Genomic DNA, 22,752 nt, shown 5'->3' on the forward strand with positions numbered 1-22,752 from the left:
TGACTAAATTGCTTTTCTTAAACGTTTAAAAAACGATTCTTCCAAATCTGCTAATTCCAATAATTGATCCGAAATCACATCGTAAATATCTTGTGCATTGTTTCGTTTTTTATAAACTCTTGATGCATTTAGAGCTAAATCTCGCCATTTATCCCCAATTGCAGAAATTTCTAAGGCAAAATCATTCAGATTTGGTTGATACAATTTTTGTGAAGCTTCTTGTAAAAAAGCAGCATAAATATAACGAAAACCTCCACCTCCTGTCCCAATCTCTTCTTGCATTCGAATCATTTGTGCCAAAAAATAATTCGTTTTTGCATTCCCAATTTTCTTTGGCATTTTTTTAATTCGTTTCGCAACCATTCTGATTCCTCGAACACCAACAATCGGAACTGGTGCTAACATTTCACGACACATTTTCTTAATTCCTTTTTTGATTGCTTTCTCAAAATCTATATTTTCTGGAATAAATTCAGGATAATATAAATGTCCTTTTGGTGCTAAAACACCTTTCGAAAAACGCACTTTTTCTAACTCATTTTCAGTCAACTTTGTCGTTTCTTGCATCACAGGATCACTGATTAAATACGTTTGATCTTGCTTACCGAAAACAACTAAATTATGTCCGTTAAAATGAAATTTATATTCTTCTGGAAAATAAGTTAAATTATACACACCAACCTGTAAGCCGCAAGGTCGATTGGCCAAAAGCTGTTCATCTAAGAATGTTTGGGCAGATTTTGTAGAGCGAAATTTATGACGTTTAACCTTTATACCAAGATTTTTTGCTGCACGATTAAAAATCATTCCTGGCATCGGACGATAACTAATTGCAGGTGCGTGATTGACTTTTAGAAAAGGTAAAAACACAAAAAAAAGTCCTGAGCCAATTCCAAAAATCATTGGTTCTGAAATCTCAATTCCTTTATTTTTTAATAAATTAGATGCTACTCCATTTTCGCAATGTGCTGATTGAAAATGTTTAAAATCAGTTATGGTTTCCATCAAAGTTTTTTAATTCATCAACCGAAATTTCAAAAGCTTCGGCATATTTTTTTAGTGTTGATTCTTTTAATTTTGAGAAAACAGTTGGTTTCGCATGTCTTTTGACAAAAATCTTCCAAATTTCGACATAATTAGACAAAATTTCCCAATCCATACGTTTCAATTCCATGAAATATAAAATTGGACTTGCTTTTCCATCAATTACTTTTTGTCTTGCTTCCTCTATACGTTCCTCCAAAATTTTTAAGGTTTCGGACTGAACAATATTCTTCGCTTCCCAACCCGCACTCAATGTTTGGGAGAATTCTCCCTGTTCATCAATTGCGTAATAAACTTCGTTGAAATTCTTGAGATGTCCTTTATCTTGTGGTACTTCAGATTGTTTCATTTTTTATGGTTTTGAAGCATTAAATTCATTGTAGCTGTCGCAATTATTTCGTCATTCAATATAACTTTTGCTTGCATCAAACTAATTGTAAATTCATCGTAATCAAAAACTTCTAACAACGTTGCTTTTGTTATAATGGTTTGATTAACTTTTGGCAATTGCATAATTTCAGCTTGTTTAATCGAACTAATAAAACCTATTACATCACCTTTATGTACATCAGAAAAATTGATAAAATAATTTTGTCCAATAATTGTCGAACAAACTTGCGCCATATTTTCCAATAAACCAACTTCTGCAAAATATTCGTTCTGAATAAATAATTGATTCGATTTTATCGTAAATAAAGCTTCAACATAGGTTTTCTCAATCCAAGAAATCTTGTCTACAAAAAGCATTGGTTCACGATGTGGAAGAAATTGTTGAATATCAATTTCCTGATTTACTTTCATAAAATTATGTTTCTGCAATCACTGTTTTCATCTCTCCTTTTGCAATTACTTCTCCTTCTATCTTTGTTTCAATCGAAACCAAAGTCACTCCCATTACTTCGTGCAAAATAGTTGCTGTTGTTGTTAAATTCTCATTCACTTTTGGCAAACGATTAATCTCTATTGATTTCATCGAGCCAATATATCCTGTTGGAACCGATTCATCTCGAATGTAAAATTGATAACCTGTATACAAAGCAACTGTTTGTGCCATGTGTTCTAATATTCCAGATTCTTTCAATTGATTATTTTCGACAAAAATCGAATCGTTTTTGACCGTTAAGCCTCCAACAACTTTTTCCTCTTCATATTCAAAAATAGCATCTACCATAATAATTGGTTCACGCTGTGGAATCAATTGTTTGATAAATCCTATTGTATGATTGGGTAATTGTATTTTATTCATTTTTTAAACGACTGTTAAATAGACGTACGAATACGAAAAACGCCCACTTTCTGGTACACAAAGCATAATACGATCTCCTTTTTTAAGATTTCCGTCTTGAAATAGTTCGTCAAGCATCAAAAAAACAGACGCTGAACCCACATTTCCAACTTTGCTTAAATTCATAAACCATTTCTCTAACGGAATATAAATATCTCTCTTACAAAATTCGTCATATAAACCTTGAACAAAATAATTTGACGAGACATGCGGTAATAAATAATCAATTTCATTTGAAGATAATTGATGTTTATCCATTGCAGCTTTCATGCTTTCTACGCCTTTTATCAAAATATTATCATTCAGAACTTTGACATCTTGTTTCAAAGAAAAAACGGATTCTTTTAACCATTCTTCCGAAGAAAAATCGCTCCAAGATTTCATTTCTCCATTCGGTAATTTATCACCTCCGGCATACATACATGTTTCCAATTCGTGTGCGTAAGAATAAGATTCCATCCACTCTATTTTAAGCGAAATCGAATCTTCGTTTGGTTGATTTTGCAATAAAAAAGCTGCGGCCCCATCTGATAACATCCAACGTAAAAAATCTTTTTTGAATGCTATAATTGGTTGCTCTTCTAATTCTTTTAAATTCTCAACTTCATGCTCAAATTTTTCTGCTTTCATCCATGTCGAAACTCGCTCAGAACCTGAACAAACTGCATTTTTAGAATTACCTGACTTTACCGAAAGATAACCAAATTTCAGCGCATTCATCCCCGAATTACAAACTCCCGAAGAAGAATTTAACTCTACCGAAACACTATTTTGCAATAAACCGTGTACCATCGCGGCATGAGAAGGCAACAACAAATCTGGCGTTGAAGTCCCACAAGACAACACTTCTACCTCATTTTTTGTGAACTGTGTATCAAATAAATTTGTAATTGCATTACTCGTCAATTCGGCATTAGAATGTGTGACATTTCCAGTTTTATCGAGAGCGTAATAACGCGTTTTGATTCCATTATTTCTTAAAACGATTCTTCGAGCTTTTGAAGGAATTTGATTAATTTTTCCTAAAAAATCTTCCATTTCTTCGTTAGAAATTGGTTGATTTGGCAAAAACTTCGACGTTTTCGTTATATATACATTTTGCATATTATTCTATTCCTTGAAAATATTTTACCTGTTTTTTATATTTAAAATAGTTGAACGGATAAAATATAATATATAACAAATTTACTAGTGGAGATATTATCCAAATAGCTAAAATTAAATAATAATAAAAGAATTTCAAATACTTTTCTCGCTGTTTACCTTGTTTAGAATCAATAATTTTAGACCAAACTTTAAACATTCGATTCCCTTTTGTATCAACAGAAACTAAAAAAGGTTTTACCTCAACGGCTCCAGATTCAATTAAGTTTTCTTGTAGATTAGAGTAATTATTATTTTGGATTGAATTTAGAATAATTTTACCAAATCTTCTACTTTCTTGAATAGTTTTTTCACTAATTCCTGGCAAAGGCAACAAATTGAACATTCGTTTTTTAACGCCCGAAAACATCCAATTTACAATTGTCATTGCACTTACTAAATTTGGTGTATGATCGACCAATGCGATGTTTCCGACTAATTTAGACTGTCGTTCTTTTAATATGGTTTTGATTTTTTCTTGTGCCAAAAACCACATATTTCGCGAACCACTAATTGTAATTATTTTAGAATTTTCTAAAATTTGCTGTACTTGTTTATCCTTTAAAAAAGAATTTATTTGAATAGATGGTGATAAAAACCAAACTTGATAATACAATAAAATTAAATCATATTTCTGATTCAAGATTTCAGTCGGAATTGGTTTAATCTTCTTTTCTTTTTGAAGAAAACTATCTGGAAAAGCATTGAAAAAAGAATAAAAATCCCACGGAAAAGGAAATTCCTCTTCCATTTCTATCTTGTATTTCGTTAAATTAATATCTTGATTTTGAACTAAATCATATGTTGTTTGATCGACAATCTCATTTAACTGTCCTGACTGAGAGTAATAAACAACTAATACGTTGCATTTCATGTAAAAGTTTAGGTTTTTTAGTGGTTTGAAAATTCATATTGTGGGCTAATTTACATCCAAAAATCGAAATAATTAAACCATTGATAAGGATATTTTTTTACAATGGTTTCTAGATTGACGCAAAACTCTTTCAAAAGTGCATTTGCATCACGATGTTTGAAATTTGCTTGACGCGCATATAAGTGATAGTGTAGATTTTTTTCCTTCATTACATACACAAAAGCAACGGGCACTTTCAAGCGAGAAGCAATAGAAAATGGTCCTGCAGGAAAATTAGCTTGTTTTCCAAGGAGCACTTCAGACATCGTTTTATTTCCCTCGAAATAACGATCTCCTGTAAAACAAATTAATTCGTTTCGACTAAGCGCATTATTTATTTCGAAAATATGAGATAAATCTTCTTGAATCAAGATAAACTTTACCGAAGGTTTCTTCGAAATACTTTCTAAATATTCTTTGATAACATTTCGTTCTAAATCTGTTGTAACCAAATTAATTTGACAATCAAAGTCAATATCTGCAAAAAAATGTTCAGCAACTTCGAAATTACCAACATGTGCACTTATTAAGATTCCGCCTTGTTTTTGATTCAATAGATTTCTTAATAATTCTATTCCATCAAATTCGTACGAATATTTGTTACGTAAACCTGCATTAATCGCTGTTTTATCAATCAAGGCTTGTCCAAAAGTATAGTAACTTTTGTAAACACTTAAAATTGATTTGAAAACCGAAAAATTTAATCGATAACGAAAGTATTCGTAAATAGATTTGTTACTGCTATAAGCCGTTATAAAATAATAAAAAGCTACAAAAATTAAGACTGAGTAAGCAGCCTTAATTCCGAGCTTTTTCATAACGTTGACAAATATTTTGTATCCCAGGACCGTTCCTTTAGAACGACCATCCCATTGTTTCATATCTGTTATTTATTCTCTAACTTTTGTTCTACAATTGCATAGAAATCTTCAAAAGTTATCATATTTTGAAAATCTTCTTTAATTAATTTCACACCGAAATTAGATTCAATGATTACCACTAAATCAACATAGTCCAAACTATCTAAATCTAAAGATTCTTTAATATTTTTTTCCTCTGAAATCACAGAAGGATCAACTTCAAATTCATCAATTAAGATAGCATTTAATTTTTCAGCGATTTTACTTTTCACCATATTAGGAGTTAAATTTTTTAATTACTAAGGCAGAATTCGTTCCACCAAATCCAAAAGAATTCGACAAATATACATCAAATTCTTTATTTAAGGTTTCTTTAACAATGTTTAATTTAACTGAATCTTCGTCTGCTTCTTCGAAATTAATATTTGGTGCAATAAAGTTATTCATCATCATTAAGTTAGAATAAATAATCTCACTTGCTCCTGCCATCCAACATTCGTGTCCCGTCATCGATTTTGTAGAACTTACAAAAGGTTTCGTTTTTCCAAAAACTTGGTCAATCGCTTTTGCTTCGTTCGCATCACCAACTGGCGTAGAAGTCGCATGTGCATTGATATATTGAATTTCATCAGCAGAAATTTTTGCTTGTTTCAACGCTCTATTCATTGCAATTGCTGGCCCATCTACATTTGGCGTAGAAATATGTCCACCATTCGACGAAAAACCATAACCCAAAACCTCAGCAATAATTGGCGCACCACGTTTTACTGCGGATTCATAGCTTTCTAAAATCAATGTTGCTCCACCTCCACTCGGCACCAATCCATCACGATTTTTATCGAAAGGACGACAAGCTTGTGTAGGATTTGCTTCATTTTCGGAAAAAACACCCAAACCATCAAAACTTGCCATTGCATACTTATTAATCTCCTGTGCTCCTCCACAAATAATCATATCTTGCAGACCATCTTTGATCATCATATAACCTAATCCAATCGAATGCGAACCACTTGCACAAGCTGCACTAATCGTAAAACTAATTCCAGTCAACTCAAAAATTGTTGCAAGATTCATGGTTACAGTAGAATTCATTGACTTGAAAATCGCTCCAGAACCAATTAATTCAGTATCTTTTTTCTCACGAACAATATCTATTGCATCAATAATTGCTTTTGAAACACTATCGTTTCCATATATAATTCCGACCTCGTTAGTCTTGATATACTCTTCCGTCAAATTAGCATTTTTCAACGCTTCTAAAGTTGCCATATAAGCGAACTCTGTTTCTTGACCAATTGTAATTCGTTGTCGACGATTCAAAAAAGGTTTCAAATCTGGTACTGGAACAGTTCCCGTCAAAGCTGATTTAAAGCCAAATTCTTTGCGTACTTCATCAAAAATAATTCCTGATTTTCCTTGACGCAAAGATTCTGTTACCTCTTCTAATGATGTTCCTAAGCAAGAATAGATGCCCATTCCTGTTATTACTACTCTTTGACTCATTTTATCTAAGAATAAATTCCTCCATTTATATTAATAACCTCTCCTGTGATATAACTCGATTTTTTAGAAACCAAAAAGCTTACCAAATCAGCAACTTCTTCGGCTTTTCCAAAACGATTTGCTGGAATCAACTTCTTTAATTCTTGTTGATCCAATTCATCTGTCATATCCGTTTCGATAAAACCTGGTGCAACAGCATTCACAGTTACATTACGTTTTGCTATTTCTTGTGCCAATGCTTTCGTAGCACCTATCACAGCAGCTTTTGCAGCAGAATAGTTTGTTTGTCCTGGCGTTCCTTTCAAACCAGAAACAGAAACTATATTAACAATTCTTCCGAATCTATTTCTCAATAATGGATTAATAAAGAAATGAGTTACGTTGTAAAAACCATTCAAGCTTGTATTAATCACATTTGACCAATCTTCTTGAGAAATCCACATAAACAAATTGTCTTTCGTAATACCTGCATTGTTTACAATAACTTCTACAATTGCATCTGTATTTTTCTCTGTCCATTCGGTTAAAACTTGTTGCGTTTGATTTGCATCAGCCACATCAAATTTTAAAATTTCTCCTGTTCCTCCTAATGCTTCAACTTCTTTCAAAGTCTCTAACGCAGCAGCTTCATTCGAATTATAATTTATCAAAAGATGATAATCATGTTCTTCGGCAATTTTCAAACAAATTGCTTTTCCAATTCCACGAGAACCACCTGTTACAATTGCACATTTCATGCTTTAGTTTACTTTATTATTTAGTAAATATTTTTTAACTTCCTTAAGATAAGGATAAATCACCTCATCTTCTTTAAATACAGGAACAATTTTACGAATCGAATCATAAAATGCTTTCCCTTTCGAAGATAATTTATCTTGTATTTGTAGAAATTCTATCGCTTGCGTTACAGCCATACTCTGAACCGTCAACACTTCGAACGTATTATCAATCACTTTTGCACAAATCGTAGCCGCATTTGTTCCCATACTCACAATATCTTGATTATCATTGTTGTTTGGAATACTATGCACATACATTGACGTAGAAAGTGTTTGATTTTCAGCTGTTGTAGAAGTCGCCGTAAATTGAGCAGCTTGCAAACCGAAATTAAAACCAAGCGTTCCTAAATTGACAAAAGGTGGTAAAATATTATTGATTTTTGGATTGACTAAATAGTTTAATTGACGTTCACTTAGCATTGATAGACGCGTAACAGCCAATTTTAATTTATCCAATTCTAATGAAACATAATCGCCATGAAAATTTCCTCCATGATGAACAGTTTGATTTTCAACATCGATAATTGGATTATCACTCGCCGAATTTATTTCATTTTCTAGTACTTCTTTCGCGGCATTCCAAGTATCATAAATTGGTCCTAAAATCTGAGGAACACAACGCAACGAATAATATTCTTGTACTTTTTCTTCAAAAATTTTCTCAGTACGTTCTTGATATAATTCGTCTGCACGTTTTTTGACTAATTTGCTATCATTCAAAAAATCGGTCATTTTATTCGCCACATAACGTTGACCAACATGTTGTTTAGCCTCGTTCAACGGTTTTGAATAATGATCATCAAAAGATTGTACAATTTCATTCATCATCGAGCTTAACGTAATCGAAAGATTAATTAATTGATTAACTTTAATCAAATTTACCATTCCAATTCCCGTCATTACCGAAGTTCCGTTCATAATTGATAAACCTTCGCGAATATGAACTTCTATTGGTTGAAGATTTTCAAGTTCAAACACTTCTTTCGTCGATTTGATTTCTCCTTTATAAAAAACTTCTCCTTCTCCAATTAATGTCAAAGCCAAATGCGCCAATTGAACCAGATCTCCACTAGCACCAACGCTTCCATGTTGATAAATGACAGGTAAAATATCACGGTTTACTAATTCTTGCATCAATACTAAAACTGAAGGATGAATCCCAGAATATCCCAACGAAAGCGTATTAAAACGTGCAATAACCGCAGCTTTTGTTTGGTCTAACGTCAACGGTTCTCCAATTCCTGTACAATGACTTCTGATTAGATTATATTGAAGCTGAATTGTATTTTCATCTTCAATACGATATTGTGCCATTGGTCCAAAACCTGTATTTACGCCGTAAATTATTTTATTTTTTGAAAATTCTTTTAAAAATTTAAAACTATTCTCCACACGATCAAATGTTGATTTATCAAGCAATAATTTTTTATTCTCAAAAAGTATGTTTTCTATAGTGTCAATTGTTAATTTTGTCATGTTATTGATTAGGTAAAAGATTTATCGATTTTGGTTATTTACTCCCTCAATCAGTTGCAAAAATAATTAAAAAACTATACAAAAAGTCATGATTGAAAATACAGATGTTTTAATCATTGGTGCAGGACCTTCGGGATCGGTTGCAGCAGCCTATTTAAGAGAAAAAAACATTAAAGTTATTGTTTTAGAAAAAACTCAATTTCCCAGAATTGTTGTTGGTGAAAGTTTGATCCCTCGCTCTATGGATCATTTTGAAGAAGCTGGATTGTTACCTTATTTAGAGAAACAAAATTTCGAAGTAAAACCTGGTGCGAGATTTATTCGAGGCGAACAAATTTGTATTTTCGATTTCAGTAAAAAGTTTGGGAAAGGACAAGATTGGACTTGGCAAGTTCCGCGTGCTGATTTCGACATGACTTTAGCTGATGCAATTATAGACAAAGGTGCAGATTTGCGTTTTAATGAAGAAGTAATTGATGTTCAATTTGAAGGAAAAAAATCGATTACAACTGTAAAAAAACAAAATGGAGAAACGTATCAAATCAATGCAAAATTTTTGATTGATGCGAGTGGATATGGACGCGTTTTACCACGATTATTAAATATTGATAGTCCATCAAAACTAAATCCACATTCAGCAATTTTCACACATATTAATGATGTTCGTCGCCCTGAAGGTCAAGAAAGAACGCAGATTTCTTTTGATATTATTGAAACGAAAGTTTGGTTGTGGGTAATTCCTTTTTCGAATGGAAAAACAAGTGTAGGGATCGTTGGCCCAACAGATTATATCAATCAATTATCAACCAATCAAGATACAACAGAAGCTTTGCAAAATGCAATTCAAAAATCCGATTTTTACGTCAATCGTTTTGGTAATTTACCATTTGAATTTAACCCAATTTGGTTAAAAAATTATTCCGCTGCGGTGACTAAAATGTTTGGAGATGGTTATGTTTTGACAGGAAATAGTACCGAGTTTTTAGACCCTGTCTTCTCTTCTGGTGTTTGTTTCGCAACAGAAAGTGGTTTGAAAGCTGCTAAGCTTGCTATTAAAGAAATGAATGGCGAAAAAGTAGACTGGCAGACAGATTACGAAGATTATATGAAAGAAGGTATCGATGTTTTCACCACTTATGTGCAAGAATGGTACACAGGAAATTTGCAAGAATTATTTTTCCATCAACCTGAAAATCCTGATGTCAAAGAAAAAATTTGTGCTGTTTTAGCGGGATACGTTTGGAACAAAGAAAATCCATTTGTAAAAAAACACAATAGTGTAATTCGGAATATGGCGTATCTGATTCGAATGGTTAAAGAAACAGAATAAATGAAAAGTCAACAATATGTTGGCTTTTTTGTTTTTAATTCAGATAGATTCTCTATTTTTGAGTAATCCAATACTTTAAAACGCATGCAATTTCAGACTATTGATACAGTTGAATCAATTTCGAAAGAAGATTTCATCAAAAATTATCTCAAAAAAAGGAAACCTTTGTTATTGAAAGGTTATGCGAAGAATTGGAAAGATTTTGACAAATGGAATCTCGATTATATCAAAGAAAAAGCTGGAGAACAAATTGTACCTTTATACGATAGCAAACCTGCTGATGCTAACAAAAGTTCGGACACTCCTGCTACACATATGAAGTTTAATGAATATGTAGATTTGATCAAAAAAGAGCCCTCTGATTTGAGAATTTTTTTCTTTATCATCAAAGATAAAATTCCCGAATTACTCAAAAATTTCACTTATCCTGATCTAGGTTTAAAATATTTTGAACGTTTACCAACATTGTTTTTTGGAGGAAGTGAAGCCAAAGTTTTGATGCATTATGATGTCGATATGACGGATTTCATTCATTTTCAGTTCCAAGGTGATAAACGAATTTTGTTGTTTGATCCAAAACAATCCAAAGCTTTATATAAAGTTCCACTTTCTGTACATACAATTTACGAAATTGATTATGATCATCCTGATTACGAAAAATTCCCAGCTTTGAAATACGCAAAAGGTTTTGATTTTGTCATGAATCATGGCGATGCTTTATTTATCCCACGCGGTTATTGGCATTATAATCGTTATTTAGAAGCAGGATTTTCAATGTCTTTACGCGCCTTTCCTAATGAGTTTTTTCAAGTGATGAATACCATTTATCATGTATTTATTATGCGCTATACCGATAAATTGATGCGCAAGATTTTTCAACTAAAATGGATTCATTTTAAAGAAAAATGGGCAATAAAGAAAAGCCATCGTTATTATGGAATTAAGAAATAGGTTTTAAATATTACTCAATTTTATAATCCATAGGAACCATGTTTGCTATTTTTTCCCAGCTCCAATATCCTTCAACAACCAAATTAGCAGGATGGTAATATGTACCATTTTCTTCAATTTTTAATAAATCGCTTTTTATAGCGAAAATAGAAAGTTGGTTCGAAATATATTTTGCACCATTCTGTTTTGCATAGTCCAAATCCTCTTTTTCATTTTTATATTCAACTGAATATAATCCTTTAAAATTAAGATACTGATCATTATTATCAACGATTTTCAAACTATCATATGGAACTTTTTGATTAACTAAGTAAGTAATTATTTTTGGAGGAACTTTACCTTCAATTCTACCTCCTAACAAAGTTTCTTCTTTAAATTTTATGTATTCAGGATTATCCTTGCGAATCAATCGTTTTATATCATATCCTTCTTCCTCAATTTTATTCTCATAAACTGCTTTCATAAAATGAGTAATACTTCCTAAATAAGATTTACGACGATTTTCTTGCCATTTTTTTTCTTTAGAAGCTGATGATTTTAACTCAGTAAAAAGTGCTGTTCCAAGAGTTAAGACATAATTTGACTTAAAATCAACATTAAAATCAACCAAGTCATACTCGATTTTATAACCTAAGTAATTGTTTGTAATGATTAAAGGATTTCTAGAAGTAGCAGATAATTGTCGTGTATTTTTATCATATTTAAACCTTAAGTCTTTCGAATTTTCTATTTTGCATTTTTTTGCAGCTTCATTACTTCCCAAAAACAATTTCAAAAAAGTCTGATAATAATACAACCAATCTTCTTTAGATATTGCTTGAACAACTGTTTCTTGCAACGCTACCACTTCAGGTTCTAAAACTACTTTATAAAATGTAATTTGATTTGTATTAACATTCAAAATATAATTTTCAAACAAACTTGCACGAACAATTAAGTTATATTGTCCATTAGGAAGACTTAGTTCAAATTCACCTTTTTCGTTCGTTTTTGATTTAATCGTAGAATTATCGACATAGATTTCAGCATTAATAATTGGAAGCGATTTTTCATCAATCACTTTTCCTTTAATTGTATTTTGTGCAAATAGATTACTACTAATTAAGAAAAAACCTAAAATAATAATTTGTTTAAAATTCATTGACTAAATTTTAAAACAAGATAATAAAAAAACCGCTATAAAGCGGTTTTGAATTTATTTGAAGAAATATGTAATTCCTAAAGTTAAAAATGATGAACGATTTGTTCCATTATCCCAACGTTTATAGTCGTAATTATCTATTAAACCATATTGATAGCGTAAATTAATTTCGTATTTTCTATCAATAGAATAACCTCCACCGATATTAAAAGCTAAATCAAACGATTTTGGAACATTATTTTCTCTTTCAGGTTCATTTTCATCAAATTTTTCTGATACTTTGAAACCTAATTGAGGACCACCTTCAACGAAGAAATCTTTTCCTTGATCATCAAAATAGTATTTATACATAATTGGAATATTGATATAATTTAAGAAAGCTTTGTATTTCTCTCCACCTTCTTTATATAACGAATATTCACCTTGAGTAGTATATAAAACTTCAGCTTGTAAATAATGATTTTCGTTTCGAGTAGTTAATTGATATTTTGCAACTCCTCCAACTAAAAATCCAACTCTCTCTTTAGAAACTCCATGAACAATAGTTGTGTTACTAAGTCCAACACCTCCTTTAACTCCAAATTCGATTTGAGCAAAAGAAAAAGTAGATAAACTTAAAAGAAATAAACTTAATAGATTGGTTTTTAAATTTTTCATAAGTTATTGTATAATTTTAACAAAATTAAAGCTTTTTTTAATACAAACTTCATTTCATAAAAAAAGCTCTCCAAATGAAGAACTTTCTATATTATTTTCGAAAATTTATTTTTTTGGTTGAGGAGGAAATTTAGCAAGAATTTCTTCAATTGCTTTCGGGATTCTTTCCGCTTTAGCACTGATATTACTCAAATTAAGATCAGAACCAACACCTTGCCAAACCAATATATTACGTTTATCATCAATAATGTCTATTACAATTGTTCCTGCTTGATAAGAAGAAACGCTATTTCCGCCGTAATATCCGCCATAGTAACCATAAGGACCGTAGCCCCAATTGTTATTATTTACAGAAACTTGTTCTTTAGAACTTGTCAATAAATTAATAACTAAGTCTGCATCAGAACTTACTTTTGTAAATCCTTTTGTAGCCATTTGTGCATCAATTGCTTTAATTAGTCGATTCTTATCCAAATCGTTAACCTTTAACTTATCTAATCCTTTTTGGTGAAAAGTATAAGTTTTATATGAAGCAAAATTTGTTGATCTGTCGTAATCTGTACTTACTTGAACTGTTCCACAGCTTGTTACAAATAATGACAACAAAATTATAAAAGTAAAGTGTATAATTTTCATGACCTTGATTTTTTATTTAAAACTACAATTATTATTCCTAAATGTAAAGGTAAATCAAAAAAAAAAGAAGCTCAAAATACATGAACTTCTTTTTAACTAATATTTACAATTTTATTTTGCTAATTCTAACTCTTGAATTTTCACTTCAACAATTCCATTGTGATTGATTCTAACCAAATCTACAATTTGCGTTTCGTTGACTAATTCAGGATTAAAATCTGTCTGAACTTTTACATAATTTTCTGTAAAACCAAACATTTTCCCGTCTTTATTATCATGTTCCCAAAGCACTTTTTGAGTAGAATTTAATTGAGACTGATAAAAAGCTTGACGTTTTTTCTCTGATAAAATTCGTAACATTTTATTACGACGTTTACGTTCTCCTTGATCTACAACTCCTTCAAATTCGATCGCTTCTGTATTATCACGCTCCGAATAAGTAAATACATGTAAATAGCTAATTGGTAATTCGTTTAAGAAATTATATGTTTCCATAAACAATTCTTCTGTTTCTCCTGGAAAACCAACAATTACATCTACACCAATACACGCATTTGGCATCACTTCGCGAATTTTTGTTACACGATCTAAATAAAGATTAGATAAATAACGACGTTTCATTTTCTTCAAAATCTCATCGCTACCAGATTGTAATGGAATATGGAAATGCGGAACAAATCGATTACTTTTTGAAACAAAATCAATTGTTTCATTTTTTAATAAATTTGGTTCAATCGAAGAAATTCTGATTCGTTCTATCGCATCAACTTGATCTAATTCTTGTACCAATTCCAAGAAAGTATGTTCGTGTTTTTTATTCCCGAATTCACCTTTACCGTAATCACCAATATTTACACCCGTTAATACAATTTCTTTGATTCCTTTTTGTGCAATTTCATTCGCATTTTTGATAACATTTTCTACTGTATCTGAACGCGAAATTCCACGAGCCAAAGGAATTGTACAATACGTACATTTGTAGTCGCAACCATCTTGCACTTTCAAAAAAGCACGCGTACGATCACCGATTGAGTATGAACCAACGTAAAAATCGGCTTCTTCAATCTCACAAGAATGTACAATTGTTTCTTCTTTTTTATTGATATCGTCTAAATATTCAGCAATATTAAATTTTTCTGCAGCTCCTAAAACCAAATCAACACCTTCCATTTCCGCAATTTCTTGCGGTTTCAACTGCGCATAACAACCTACAACGACAACAAAACCTTCTGGATTTGTTTTCATTGCATTTTTCACAATCGTTCTGCACTCTTTGTCTGCATTTGCGGTTACCGAACATGTATTTATCACGTACACATTCGCAGAATCTGTAAACTCAACCTTCTGATATCCATTATCTTTCAAGTTTCTTGCGATCGTCGAAGTTTCAGAAAAATTAAGTTTACATCCCAATGTATGAAATGCAACTGTTTTAGTTTGATTATTCATAGCTGCAAATTTAAGAAATTATCCATAGTTTTGAAACATAAATAAATCAGCTATTCAAAATGACTAAATACTTTATCTACATTATGTTATTCGTTTCAATATTTTCGTGTTCTAAGAAAATTGAAATCGATGAAAACAAAGTATTTAAATTAAATCGTTACGATAATATTTCTTCTTTAGATCCTATCAATGCACGTACACAAGCCAATAATTGGGCATGCAATTTAATGTACAATAGTTTAGTGAAGATTGATAACGAACTAGAAATTCAGCCAGATATTGCAAAATCTTGGACAATTTCTGAAGATGGAAAAACGTATTCTTTTACTTTGAGAAATGATGTTTTTTTTCATAAACATGAAGCTTTCGGAAAAGATTCGACTCGAATTGTAACGGCTTCAGATTTCGAGTATAGTTTTAATCGTTTAAAAGATCCGAAAGCTGGAGGTTCTGGAGGTTGGATTATGAATAATATTGATTCATATAAAGCGATAAATGATACACTTTTTGAAATTAAATTAAAAGAGGCTTATCCTGCATTTTTGGGATTAATTTCGATGAAATATGCTTCGGTTGTTCCGAAAGAATTATTCAAAAATGGAAACGATGAATTCTTGAAACATCCAATTGGTACAGGCCCTTTTCAATTTAAGATTTGGGAAGATAATGTGAAAATGGTTTTTAGAAAAAATCCAAAGTATTTCGAGTTTGATGAAAAAGGACAACGTTTACCATATTTAGAAGCGGTTAATTTATCATTTTTACCAGAGAAAAATTCAGAATTTTTAGAATTAATCAAAGGTAATTTGGATATGATGGCAGATTTGGATCCTTCTTATAAAGATGAAATTTTAAATCCAATCGGAGATTTGAATCCAAAATATTCAAATATTTTAACGATTCAAAAAGTTCCTTATTTAAGTACCGTTTATTTATGTTTTTATCTTGATGCGCCCAATGCAGTTGATTTGAAATTGCGTCAAGCATTAAATTATGGAGTTGATAAAAACAAAATCATCAAATATATGATGAAAGGTCAAGCTTTTGAAGCAGATGGAGGTTTCATTCCGAAAGGTTTACCAGGTTATTCGCCAGAAAGTGGTTACAAATATTCTCCCGAAAAAGCACGTGAACTAATCAATAGCTATAAAAAAACGAACGAAAAAATTGTACCAATCGAGCTGACAACTGTGCAAGAATATGTAGATGTTTGTGAATATATTGCGGCAGAAATGGCAAAATTAGGCTTACCAATAAAAGTGAATGTTGTACCTGGACCAACGATGCGCGATGGAAAAGCAACGGGAAAATTTACGTTGTTCCGCGCAAATTGGGGAGCAGATTATCCAGATGCCGAAAACTTTTTGTCTTTATATTATTCGAAAAACTTTGCGCCAGAAGGTCCAAATTATTCACATTACAAAAATGGTGAATTTGATAAAATGTACGAACAAGCATTTTTGACCAATAATCTAGACGAACGTGCCAAAATTTATCAAAAAATGGATGCATTGATGATGCAAAACGCTCCAATTTTGCCATTATTTTATGATCAAACAACGTTATTTTTGAATAAAAAAGTTAAGAATTTTTCGATGGGACCAATCAAATTATTGGATTTAACGAGAGTTTACAAAGAATAATTCTTTTGACATTTCTCAAAAAGTTTGAACATCTTTTAAAAAAATCTAAATAATATTTCATTTTATTTCACGACATTAGATAATTGTTAACTTATTTGAAATAATGGGTTTTCTCTAACGTTTGAAATCAACAATTTAAAAGAAATTATTTCAGAAATATAGGCGTTAAACCGAGTTTTTTTAGATATATTTGACACCAAATTTTTAATCAAAATCATTTAAATTTTTACTTATGAAAGTAAGACAACTTTTCGTAGTAGGATCTATCGTTACTCTTGTTGCAATTGGAGTAATCTCTTATTTTTGGCCAGGTATCTTATGGTCTTTAATAATTATTCTTCCTTTGATTGCTTTAGGATTTGCAGATATCTCGCAAACAAAACACGCTATCAGAAGAAACTTTCCAATTATTGGACATGGACGTTATTTGTTAGAAAGTATTCGTCCAGAAATTATGCAATACTTTGTTGAAACGGATACTGAAGGGAAACCTATTGACCGTTTGATGCGTAGTATGGTGTATCGTCGTGCAAAAAATGTAATTGACACAGTTCCTTTTGGGACGCAATTAGATGTTTATGAACCAGGATATGAGTGGTTAAATCACTCGATGTATGCAGGAAAAATCAAACATGCTGATGATCCACGTGTAAAAGTTGGTGGAAGCGAATGTAAACAACCTTATTTAGCAAGTTTATTAAACATTTCTGCAATGTCTTTCGGTTCGTTAAGTGAAAATGCTGTATTAGCAATGAACAAAGGAGCCAAATTAGGAAACTTTGCGCACAATACAGGTGAAGGGGGAATTTCTCCATATCACTTACAGCCAGGTGGAGATTTGATTTGGCAAATTGGTACAGGATATTTTGGATGTCGTGCAGCTGATGGTGGTTTCGATCCAGATAAGTATGTAGAGCGTGCTACTTTACCAAATGTAAAAATGATTGAGTTGAAAATTTCTCAAGGTGCAAAACCAGGTCACGGAGGAATTTTACCAGCAAATAAAAATACTCCAGAAATCGCTAAGATTCGTGCTGTAGAACCATATACAACTGTTGATTCTCCTCCATCTCACTCAGCTTTCTCTGATGCAGAAGGAATGTTACATTTCATCAAACAATTAAGAGAATTATCAGGTGGAAAACCAGTTGGATTTAAATTGTGTATTGGGATTAAACGTGAGTTTATCGAGATTTGTGAAGCAATGATTAAAACGGGTATCAAACCAGATTATATTGCAATTGACGGTGGTGAAGGAGGAACTGGAGCTGCTCCTGTAGAGTTTTCAAACTCTTTAGGTATGCCTTTGTTAGATGGTTTAGCTTTTGCAGTTGATACTTTACGTGGTTATGGTCTTAAAAAAGATATTCGTGTTGTAGCTTCTGGAAAAATTATTTCTTCTTTCCACATTGCTCGTGCAATGGCTATTGGTGCGGATTTAGTTTATTCGGCTCGTGCAATGATGATGGCTGTAGGATGTATCCAAGCATTACAATGTAATACAAATACATGTCCTGTTGGTGTTGCGACGCAAGATCGTGAATTAATGAAAGGTTTAGACGTAGAAGATAAAGCAACTCGTATGTATAATTTCCACAAGAAAACAATGCATATTTTATCTGAGTTAATTTCTGCAACAGGTGTTAAATCTCACAGAGATTTCAATCGTTATCACGTAAATTTACGTATCGACAATACACGTATTATGTCTTACGATCAATTATACCCAATTGTAGAAGAAGGTGCATATGTAGGAATGTCTGTAGAAGATGTTTTACAAGAAATTAGAATTCGTACATTAAGTAAAGTCAATTAATCAATTTCATATAATAGTAAAAAAGCAATCCAATTGGATTGCTTTTTTTATTCAAGAATATTCCGTAAATATTGAGACGGACGAAAACCTGTATGTTCCAAAAAAGCATCTGAAAAAGTCTTTCTCGAATTAAAACCTGTTTCTTCTGCCAACGCATCAATTGTGTATTTTTTGAGATTTGGCTCATTTTCAATTCGTTTCAAAAGATGATTAATTCTCAATTCATTGATATATTGGTTAAAATTTTTCGATCTCGAACGATTAATATAATTTGACACAATTGTTCGATTGGCGTTCAATTCTAGAACCAAATCATTCAACGAAAATTTTGGATTTAGAAATAACTTTTGTTCTTCAAATAATTGCAAACTTTGTTCGAAATCTTCATCAATTTCAACTTCGAATTTTGTTTTTTCTAATTGATTTTCTTCCTTAATATCTAACTCAAGTATTGTTATTTCATCAAGACATTTTTGTAAATAATTCTTCTTTTTTTGATGTTTTTGATTCATTTTATAAAAAACAATTCCACCAAAAAATAGAATTACTACTAAACCAAAAAATGAAGATCTTTTGAAGTTTTGATTCTTTTCTTTCAATAAATTTCGTTCAGTTTTCAGGAATGTATTTTCATATTTCTCGAGATTTGGTTTCAAAACAGTATGATCAGCCACATAAAATAAACTATCAAAAGACAATAAATTATTTACAGATAATAATTTATCTCGACTATTTCCATATTTCTCGTTGTATTCAACTACTCGTTCATAAGAAAGTCGCAGTTCTTCATCAAGAATTTTATATTGTTTTGAGAATTCCACAACATTTTCAAAATATTGGATTGCTTCTCTATTTCGCTTTTGTTGATATAAAATTTCACCTAAAAATTGCTCCGAAATCACATACCATTTGATATCATTTTGCTTCCAGAAAGCTTGTTGTGCTTTTTTCAATGTATTAAATGCCGAATTATAATCTTTTTTGTAGAAATCAATAATTCCTTTATTCTTCAAAGCATATTGATAATTTACCGTATCAACCGTTTCAGATAATTCAATTTTGTTGTAATAATCACTTTTGTTCAGATGATTTGTTTTGCTATATAAATAAGACAATTTCCCAAGAATGGAAAGATAAATGCTGAACGATTTTGGTTGCTGTTTATGCTTTTCGAAATATGATAAAGAAGTTTCGTATAACACTATAGATTCCTTGATTTCATGTAAGTTTTCTTTTGTTTTCGCAATTCCAACAAGCGAAGAATAAAATGTAAAATCATCTTTTATTTCAGTTGATAGTTGTTTCGAAATGGTGAAATTTTTCAATGCATTATTGTAATTACGTTGCTCCAAAAAATAATTTCCTTTTTCGATATAAGCTTCACTCAACACAACTTTATCATTCAATCGATAAGCTGTTGAAATCGTTGAATCAATAATTCGAAGATTTTCTTCAACCAAATCATTATTTTTTTGACGCAAAAATTCAGCTTTATCTTTTTGTGTTTTTCCAAACATATTTACTGAACTGAATATGAATAGAATAACTATAATAAATTTAAGAAACCTATTTCCCGAAATCATAAAACGTAACATATTGTATTTCTTTAATTTAAATAATATTGTAAACAATTATCATTTGACACCAAGTTGATAAAAAACATTTAAAAATATAAATTAAAATTGTTCAAACAAAAATTTTACTTCCTCTAAATGTAAGTAAAACAATAATCAACACAATTTTATTATGAAGTTTCTACAATTAATTCTCATTTTGATTAGCTCTTTTGCTTTTGCACAAGAAAAATATTCGATTACAGGCTATATTTCATCAGAAAAAGAGTCAAAAACAATTCACGCAAAAGTTATTTTATACGATGAATTTCAAAATGTTATTCAAACAATTGAAACTGAAAATTCTAAATTTAACTTTGAAAATTTAGAACCTAAAATCTATTTAATTTCTGTTATTTATGACAATAATATTCAAGATGAAGAACCTTTTTATTTAAACGAAAATAAAACATTTCACTTAAATATTGATGAAACTGTACAAATTGATGAAGTTATAATCAATGGAAAAAAAGAAACTTTCAAAATAGAAAATGGCAATTATAATATTGATGTCGCCAATTCAAATTTTAATAAACTTGCTACAACTAAAGAATTATTTTCAAAATTACCAAGCGTCATGTTAGGCGCAGATCAAGAAACATTGACGATTATTGGAAAAGGAAATCCTTTGTTGTATTTGGACGATCAACAAGTTGATTTTTCTACCATTTCGAGTTTAGCAATTGAGGACATAAAATCGATTGAAATTATCAAAAACCCTTCTGCTAAATATGAAGCAAATGGAAAATCTATCGTAAAAATTAATCTAAAGAAAAGTAAAAAAGAAGGTTTAAAATTGACTTTGCAAGAAACATTATCTTTCAAAAGAAAGTTTAATAATTATTTCAATTCGACTTTTCAAATTCGTAAAAATAAAAGCGAATTTAAACTGAACGCATCTTATAATCAACTAAATCCGTGGGAAGGAAATGGATTCGATTATCGCATAAAAGACAAAAATATTCAGTCCAATTATTTCATAAAATCGCAAACTAAACGTCCACATTTTATTGTAAACACAAGCTTTTTTCAGGAATTAAATGAATCTGGAGATTATTTTTCGTTTGCTATTAATTCAAATTTTAGAAAAGATAAAGGTTTGCTTGATACCAAAACAGAATATACCGAAAACAATGAAAATCAATCTATTTTAACGTTAAATGATAATGAAAATCATCGAAATTTTGTGAATACTTTGGTGAATTACAATAAAAATATTCAATCAATTGACGCAAGTATTTTAACAGGATTACAATACACGATTTATAATACAGGAACAACATATGATTTTTATAATAAGATTAATGAGAATGATGTCGAATACAATCAATCGCGCTATCAAAAATATCGTCTTAAGGTTTTTGCAGGAAAATTTGATGTAGAGAAAAAGTTTGAATCTGATCAAAAAATTGAATTTGGAGGACGTTTTACACACGCTAAATCTGAGACGAATAATGAAACATTTTTTCCTCAACAATCATCAGAAGAATTTCTTTATAATTTCAAAGAACTGAATCTTTCCGCCTATTTGCAATACACTAAAAATTATGAAAAATGGAATTATAAAGCTGGATTAAGAACAGAAACGACTAATTCTAAAGGTCTTGATGAAATAAAACAACTTTCGGATATTGATAAAAAATACATCGATTGGTTTCCGAATGCAGAAATTAATTACACTTTTGATAATAAAAATGCGTTAACAATTTACTATAAACGTACGATTGACAGACCGAATTACAGCAATCTTTCTTCTGGGAATTTGTACGGAAGTCCTTATATCGAATACAGTGGAAATTTTAATATTTTACCTACTTACACCGACACATTTTCAGCGAATTATTCATTAAAAAAATGGAACATGAATGTGACGTATTATCAAAGTAAAAATCCGATGAATTATACATTAATTTATAATGATGTGAGAAATATTTCAACATTTACAACGATTAATTTCGAAAAAGAAAAAAACATTTCTGTTGCTTTGGATGTTCCATTCGAATATAAATTTTGGTCAACACAAATTAGTTTAGCTATAATTTATAGTAAAATAATTGATGAAAAAGCTGTGTTAAAAAAATCGATTCCGTATATCTATTTATACTCTAATCACAATTTCAAATTGGGAAAAGATTTCAACTTTATGGTTGATGGATATTGGTTAAGCAAACGAACTGAAGGAATTTATGATCGAAATTCTCAAGTTATCGTTAATCTTGGATTGACAAAATCATACAAAAACTTTGATTTTTCTATTCGTTTCAATGATTTATTCAAACAAATGAAATTTAGCGAAACACTGAATTATGATAAAATAAGTTCTAAAAATCTATTTTTAGTCGATTATCAAGAACTATCAGTTAGTGTTAAATATAATTTTGGCCGATTGAATAAAACCATCTCGAAAGAGAATAAAGTAAATGAAGAGGAAGGGAGAATTAGGTAATCTCAACTTATAAACCAAAAAAGCCATTCTTTCGAATGGCTTTCAATTTATGGATTGTTAGAATGTT

Annotated in this window: 21 protein-coding genes; 5 read left to right on the plus strand and 16 right to left on the minus strand. The window is 30.7% G+C overall.

From position 1 onward, the window contains the following. Positions 1–3 precede the first annotated feature (3 nt). The 11 genes from darH to flxA are packed head-to-tail and all read right to left on the minus strand — an operon-like array spanning position 4 to position 9,003. A complete protein-coding gene (gene darH / locus B4E59_RS09935; protein WP_291052738.1) occupies positions 4–1,005 on the minus strand; it encodes a BtrH-related acyltransferase DarH in 1,002 nt (333 codons plus the stop codon). Further along, positions 989–1,393 (minus strand): flexirubin biosynthesis protein DarG, encoded by a 405-nt coding sequence (gene darG, locus B4E59_RS09940; RefSeq protein WP_125350383.1) that lies wholly within the window; start codon positions 1,391–1,393, stop codon positions 989–991. Before darG ends, darH begins: the two co-directional genes overlap by 17 nt. Beyond that, positions 1,390–1,845 carry a hotdog family protein gene (locus B4E59_RS09945; RefSeq protein ID WP_114999652.1) on the minus strand — a complete coding sequence of 152 codons (456 nt, stop codon included), beginning with the start codon at positions 1,843–1,845 and terminating at the stop codon, positions 1,390–1,392. The genes darG and B4E59_RS09945 overlap by 4 nt, the downstream gene beginning before the upstream one ends. A gap of 4 nt (positions 1,846–1,849) precedes the next feature. Further along, positions 1,850–2,290, minus strand: a complete 441-nt coding sequence (locus tag B4E59_RS09950; RefSeq protein WP_114999650.1) for a hotdog family protein — start codon at positions 2,288–2,290, stop codon at positions 1,850–1,852. A gap of 3 nt (positions 2,291–2,293) precedes the next feature. Then, on the minus strand, positions 2,294–3,433 hold the full coding sequence (gene darB, locus B4E59_RS09955) for a dialkylresorcinol biosynthesis protein DarB (protein WP_280049818.1): 1,140 nt from the start codon (positions 3,431–3,433) through the stop codon (positions 2,294–2,296). A 1-nt stretch (position 3,434) separates the two neighbouring features. Next, a complete protein-coding gene (locus tag B4E59_RS09960) occupies positions 3,435–4,346 on the minus strand; it encodes a dialkylrecorsinol condensing enzyme DarA (protein ID WP_291052746.1) in 912 nt (303 codons plus the stop codon). A 50-nt stretch (positions 4,347–4,396) separates the two neighbouring features. Continuing rightward, positions 4,397–5,266 carry a lysophospholipid acyltransferase family protein gene (locus tag B4E59_RS09965; protein WP_291046920.1) on the minus strand — a complete coding sequence of 290 codons (870 nt, stop codon included), beginning with the start codon at positions 5,264–5,266 and terminating at the stop codon, positions 4,397–4,399. A 5-nt stretch (positions 5,267–5,271) separates the two neighbouring features. After that, the gene (locus B4E59_RS09970; protein ID WP_038332291.1) at positions 5,272–5,520 is read right to left on the minus strand and encodes an acyl carrier protein; all 249 of its coding nucleotides are present in this window, start codon (positions 5,518–5,520) and stop codon (positions 5,272–5,274) included. 1 nt (position 5,521) lies between these two features. Further along, entirely contained in the window at positions 5,522–6,748 is a 1,227-nt protein-coding gene (locus tag B4E59_RS09975; RefSeq protein ID WP_291046922.1) for a beta-ketoacyl-[acyl-carrier-protein] synthase family protein, read from the minus strand. Between the two features lie 5 nt (positions 6,749–6,753). Next, a complete protein-coding gene (gene flxB, locus B4E59_RS09980; protein ID WP_291046923.1) occupies positions 6,754–7,485 on the minus strand; it encodes a flexirubin biosynthesis SDR family reductase FlxB in 732 nt (243 codons plus the stop codon). Between the two features lie 3 nt (positions 7,486–7,488). Beyond that, entirely contained in the window at positions 7,489–9,003 is a 1,515-nt protein-coding gene (flxA, locus tag B4E59_RS09985; protein WP_038332296.1) for a flexirubin biosynthesis tyrosine ammonia-lyase FlxA, read from the minus strand. Between the two features lie 88 nt (positions 9,004–9,091). Here flxA and B4E59_RS09990 point away from each other — a divergent pair, with 88 nt between their 5' ends. Both B4E59_RS09990 and B4E59_RS09995 read left to right on the plus strand, forming a co-directional pair. Then, entirely contained in the window at positions 9,092–10,333 is a 1,242-nt protein-coding gene (locus B4E59_RS09990) for an NAD(P)/FAD-dependent oxidoreductase (RefSeq protein WP_291046926.1), read from the plus strand. An 84-nt stretch (positions 10,334–10,417) separates the two neighbouring features. Further along, positions 10,418–11,284, plus strand: a complete 867-nt coding sequence (locus tag B4E59_RS09995; protein ID WP_291046928.1) for a cupin-like domain-containing protein — start codon at positions 10,418–10,420, stop codon at positions 11,282–11,284. 10 nt (positions 11,285–11,294) lie between these two features. On the opposite strand, the gene B4E59_RS10000 is transcribed toward B4E59_RS09995, so the two are convergent. The 4 genes from B4E59_RS10000 to mtaB form a co-directional block, all read right to left on the minus strand. Further along, a complete protein-coding gene (locus B4E59_RS10000) occupies positions 11,295–12,425 on the minus strand; it encodes a carboxypeptidase-like regulatory domain-containing protein (RefSeq protein ID WP_291046930.1) in 1,131 nt (376 codons plus the stop codon). Between the two features lie 54 nt (positions 12,426–12,479). Next, positions 12,480–13,082, minus strand: a complete 603-nt coding sequence (locus B4E59_RS10005; protein WP_291052750.1) for a porin family protein — start codon at positions 13,080–13,082, stop codon at positions 12,480–12,482. A gap of 105 nt (positions 13,083–13,187) precedes the next feature. Next, positions 13,188–13,718 carry a DUF4136 domain-containing protein gene (locus B4E59_RS10010; protein ID WP_114999525.1) on the minus strand — a complete coding sequence of 177 codons (531 nt, stop codon included), beginning with the start codon at positions 13,716–13,718 and terminating at the stop codon, positions 13,188–13,190. A 111-nt stretch (positions 13,719–13,829) separates the two neighbouring features. Then, positions 13,830–15,167, minus strand: coding sequence for a tRNA (N(6)-L-threonylcarbamoyladenosine(37)-C(2))-methylthiotransferase MtaB (gene mtaB / locus B4E59_RS10015; RefSeq protein ID WP_291052753.1), 1,338 nt, complete (start codon positions 15,165–15,167; stop codon positions 13,830–13,832). A gap of 59 nt (positions 15,168–15,226) precedes the next feature. Here mtaB and B4E59_RS10020 point away from each other — a divergent pair, with 59 nt between their 5' ends. Beyond that, positions 15,227–16,810 (plus strand): ABC transporter substrate-binding protein, encoded by a 1,584-nt coding sequence (locus B4E59_RS10020; protein ID WP_286496118.1) that lies wholly within the window; start codon positions 15,227–15,229, stop codon positions 16,808–16,810. A gap of 232 nt (positions 16,811–17,042) precedes the next feature. After that, on the plus strand, positions 17,043–18,626 hold the full coding sequence (locus B4E59_RS10025) for an FMN-binding glutamate synthase family protein (protein ID WP_280035759.1): 1,584 nt from the start codon (positions 17,043–17,045) through the stop codon (positions 18,624–18,626). Between the two features lie 47 nt (positions 18,627–18,673). Here the strand turns inward: B4E59_RS10025 and B4E59_RS10030 are convergent, their stop codons facing one another. Beyond that, a complete protein-coding gene (locus tag B4E59_RS10030; RefSeq protein ID WP_286496115.1) occupies positions 18,674–20,143 on the minus strand; it encodes a helix-turn-helix domain-containing protein in 1,470 nt (489 codons plus the stop codon). Between the two features lie 229 nt (positions 20,144–20,372). On the opposite strand from B4E59_RS10030, the gene B4E59_RS10035 reads away from it, so the two are divergent. After that, positions 20,373–22,685, plus strand: coding sequence for an outer membrane beta-barrel family protein (locus B4E59_RS10035; protein WP_286496114.1), 2,313 nt, complete (start codon positions 20,373–20,375; stop codon positions 22,683–22,685). Positions 22,686–22,752 lie beyond the last annotated feature (67 nt).

Source organism: Empedobacter sp. UBA2044, from assembly GCF_002333005.1.
GTDB classification, from domain to species: Bacteria; Bacteroidota; Bacteroidia; order Flavobacteriales; family Weeksellaceae; genus Empedobacter; species Empedobacter falsenii_B.

Bases quoted from the DNA above. Each gene is read 5' to 3' on its own strand.
- darH (WP_291052738.1), bottom strand. From the start codon at position 1,005: ATGGAAACCATAACTGATTTTAAACATTTTCAATCAGCACATTGCGAA.
- darG (WP_125350383.1), bottom strand. From the start codon at position 1,393: ATGAAACAATCTGAAGTACCACAAGATAAAGGACATCTCAAGAATTTC.
- B4E59_RS09945 (WP_114999652.1), bottom strand. From the start codon at position 1,845: ATGAAAGTAAATCAGGAAATTGATATTCAACAATTTCTTCCACATCGT.
- B4E59_RS09950 (WP_114999650.1), bottom strand. From the start codon at position 2,290: ATGAATAAAATACAATTACCCAATCATACAATAGGATTTATCAAACAA.
- darB (WP_280049818.1), bottom strand. From the start codon at position 3,433: ATGCAAAATGTATATATAACGAAAACGTCGAAGTTTTTGCCAAATCAA.
- B4E59_RS09960 (WP_291052746.1), bottom strand. From the start codon at position 4,346: ATGAAATGCAACGTATTAGTTGTTTATTACTCTCAGTCAGGACAGTTA.
- B4E59_RS09965 (WP_291046920.1), bottom strand. From the start codon at position 5,266: ATGAAACAATGGGATGGTCGTTCTAAAGGAACGGTCCTGGGATACAAA.
- B4E59_RS09970 (WP_038332291.1), bottom strand. From the start codon at position 5,520: ATGGTGAAAAGTAAAATCGCTGAAAAATTAAATGCTATCTTAATTGAT.
- B4E59_RS09975 (WP_291046922.1), bottom strand. From the start codon at position 6,748: ATGAGTCAAAGAGTAGTAATAACAGGAATGGGCATCTATTCTTGCTTA.
- flxB (WP_291046923.1), bottom strand. From the start codon at position 7,485: ATGAAATGTGCAATTGTAACAGGTGGTTCTCGTGGAATTGGAAAAGCA.
- flxA (WP_038332296.1), bottom strand. From the start codon at position 9,003: ATGACAAAATTAACAATTGACACTATAGAAAACATACTTTTTGAGAAT.
- B4E59_RS09990 (WP_291046926.1), top strand. From the start codon at position 9,092: ATGATTGAAAATACAGATGTTTTAATCATTGGTGCAGGACCTTCGGGA.
- B4E59_RS09995 (WP_291046928.1), top strand. From the start codon at position 10,418: ATGCAATTTCAGACTATTGATACAGTTGAATCAATTTCGAAAGAAGAT.
- B4E59_RS10000 (WP_291046930.1), bottom strand. From the start codon at position 12,425: ATGAATTTTAAACAAATTATTATTTTAGGTTTTTTCTTAATTAGTAGT.
- B4E59_RS10005 (WP_291052750.1), bottom strand. From the start codon at position 13,082: ATGAAAAATTTAAAAACCAATCTATTAAGTTTATTTCTTTTAAGTTTA.
- B4E59_RS10010 (WP_114999525.1), bottom strand. From the start codon at position 13,718: ATGAAAATTATACACTTTACTTTTATAATTTTGTTGTCATTATTTGTA.
- mtaB (WP_291052753.1), bottom strand. From the start codon at position 15,167: ATGAATAATCAAACTAAAACAGTTGCATTTCATACATTGGGATGTAAA.
- B4E59_RS10020 (WP_286496118.1), top strand. From the start codon at position 15,227: ATGACTAAATACTTTATCTACATTATGTTATTCGTTTCAATATTTTCG.
- B4E59_RS10025 (WP_280035759.1), top strand. From the start codon at position 17,043: ATGAAAGTAAGACAACTTTTCGTAGTAGGATCTATCGTTACTCTTGTT.
- B4E59_RS10030 (WP_286496115.1), bottom strand. From the start codon at position 20,143: ATGTTTGGAAAAACACAAAAAGATAAAGCTGAATTTTTGCGTCAAAAA.
- B4E59_RS10035 (WP_286496114.1), top strand. From the start codon at position 20,373: ATGAAGTTTCTACAATTAATTCTCATTTTGATTAGCTCTTTTGCTTTT.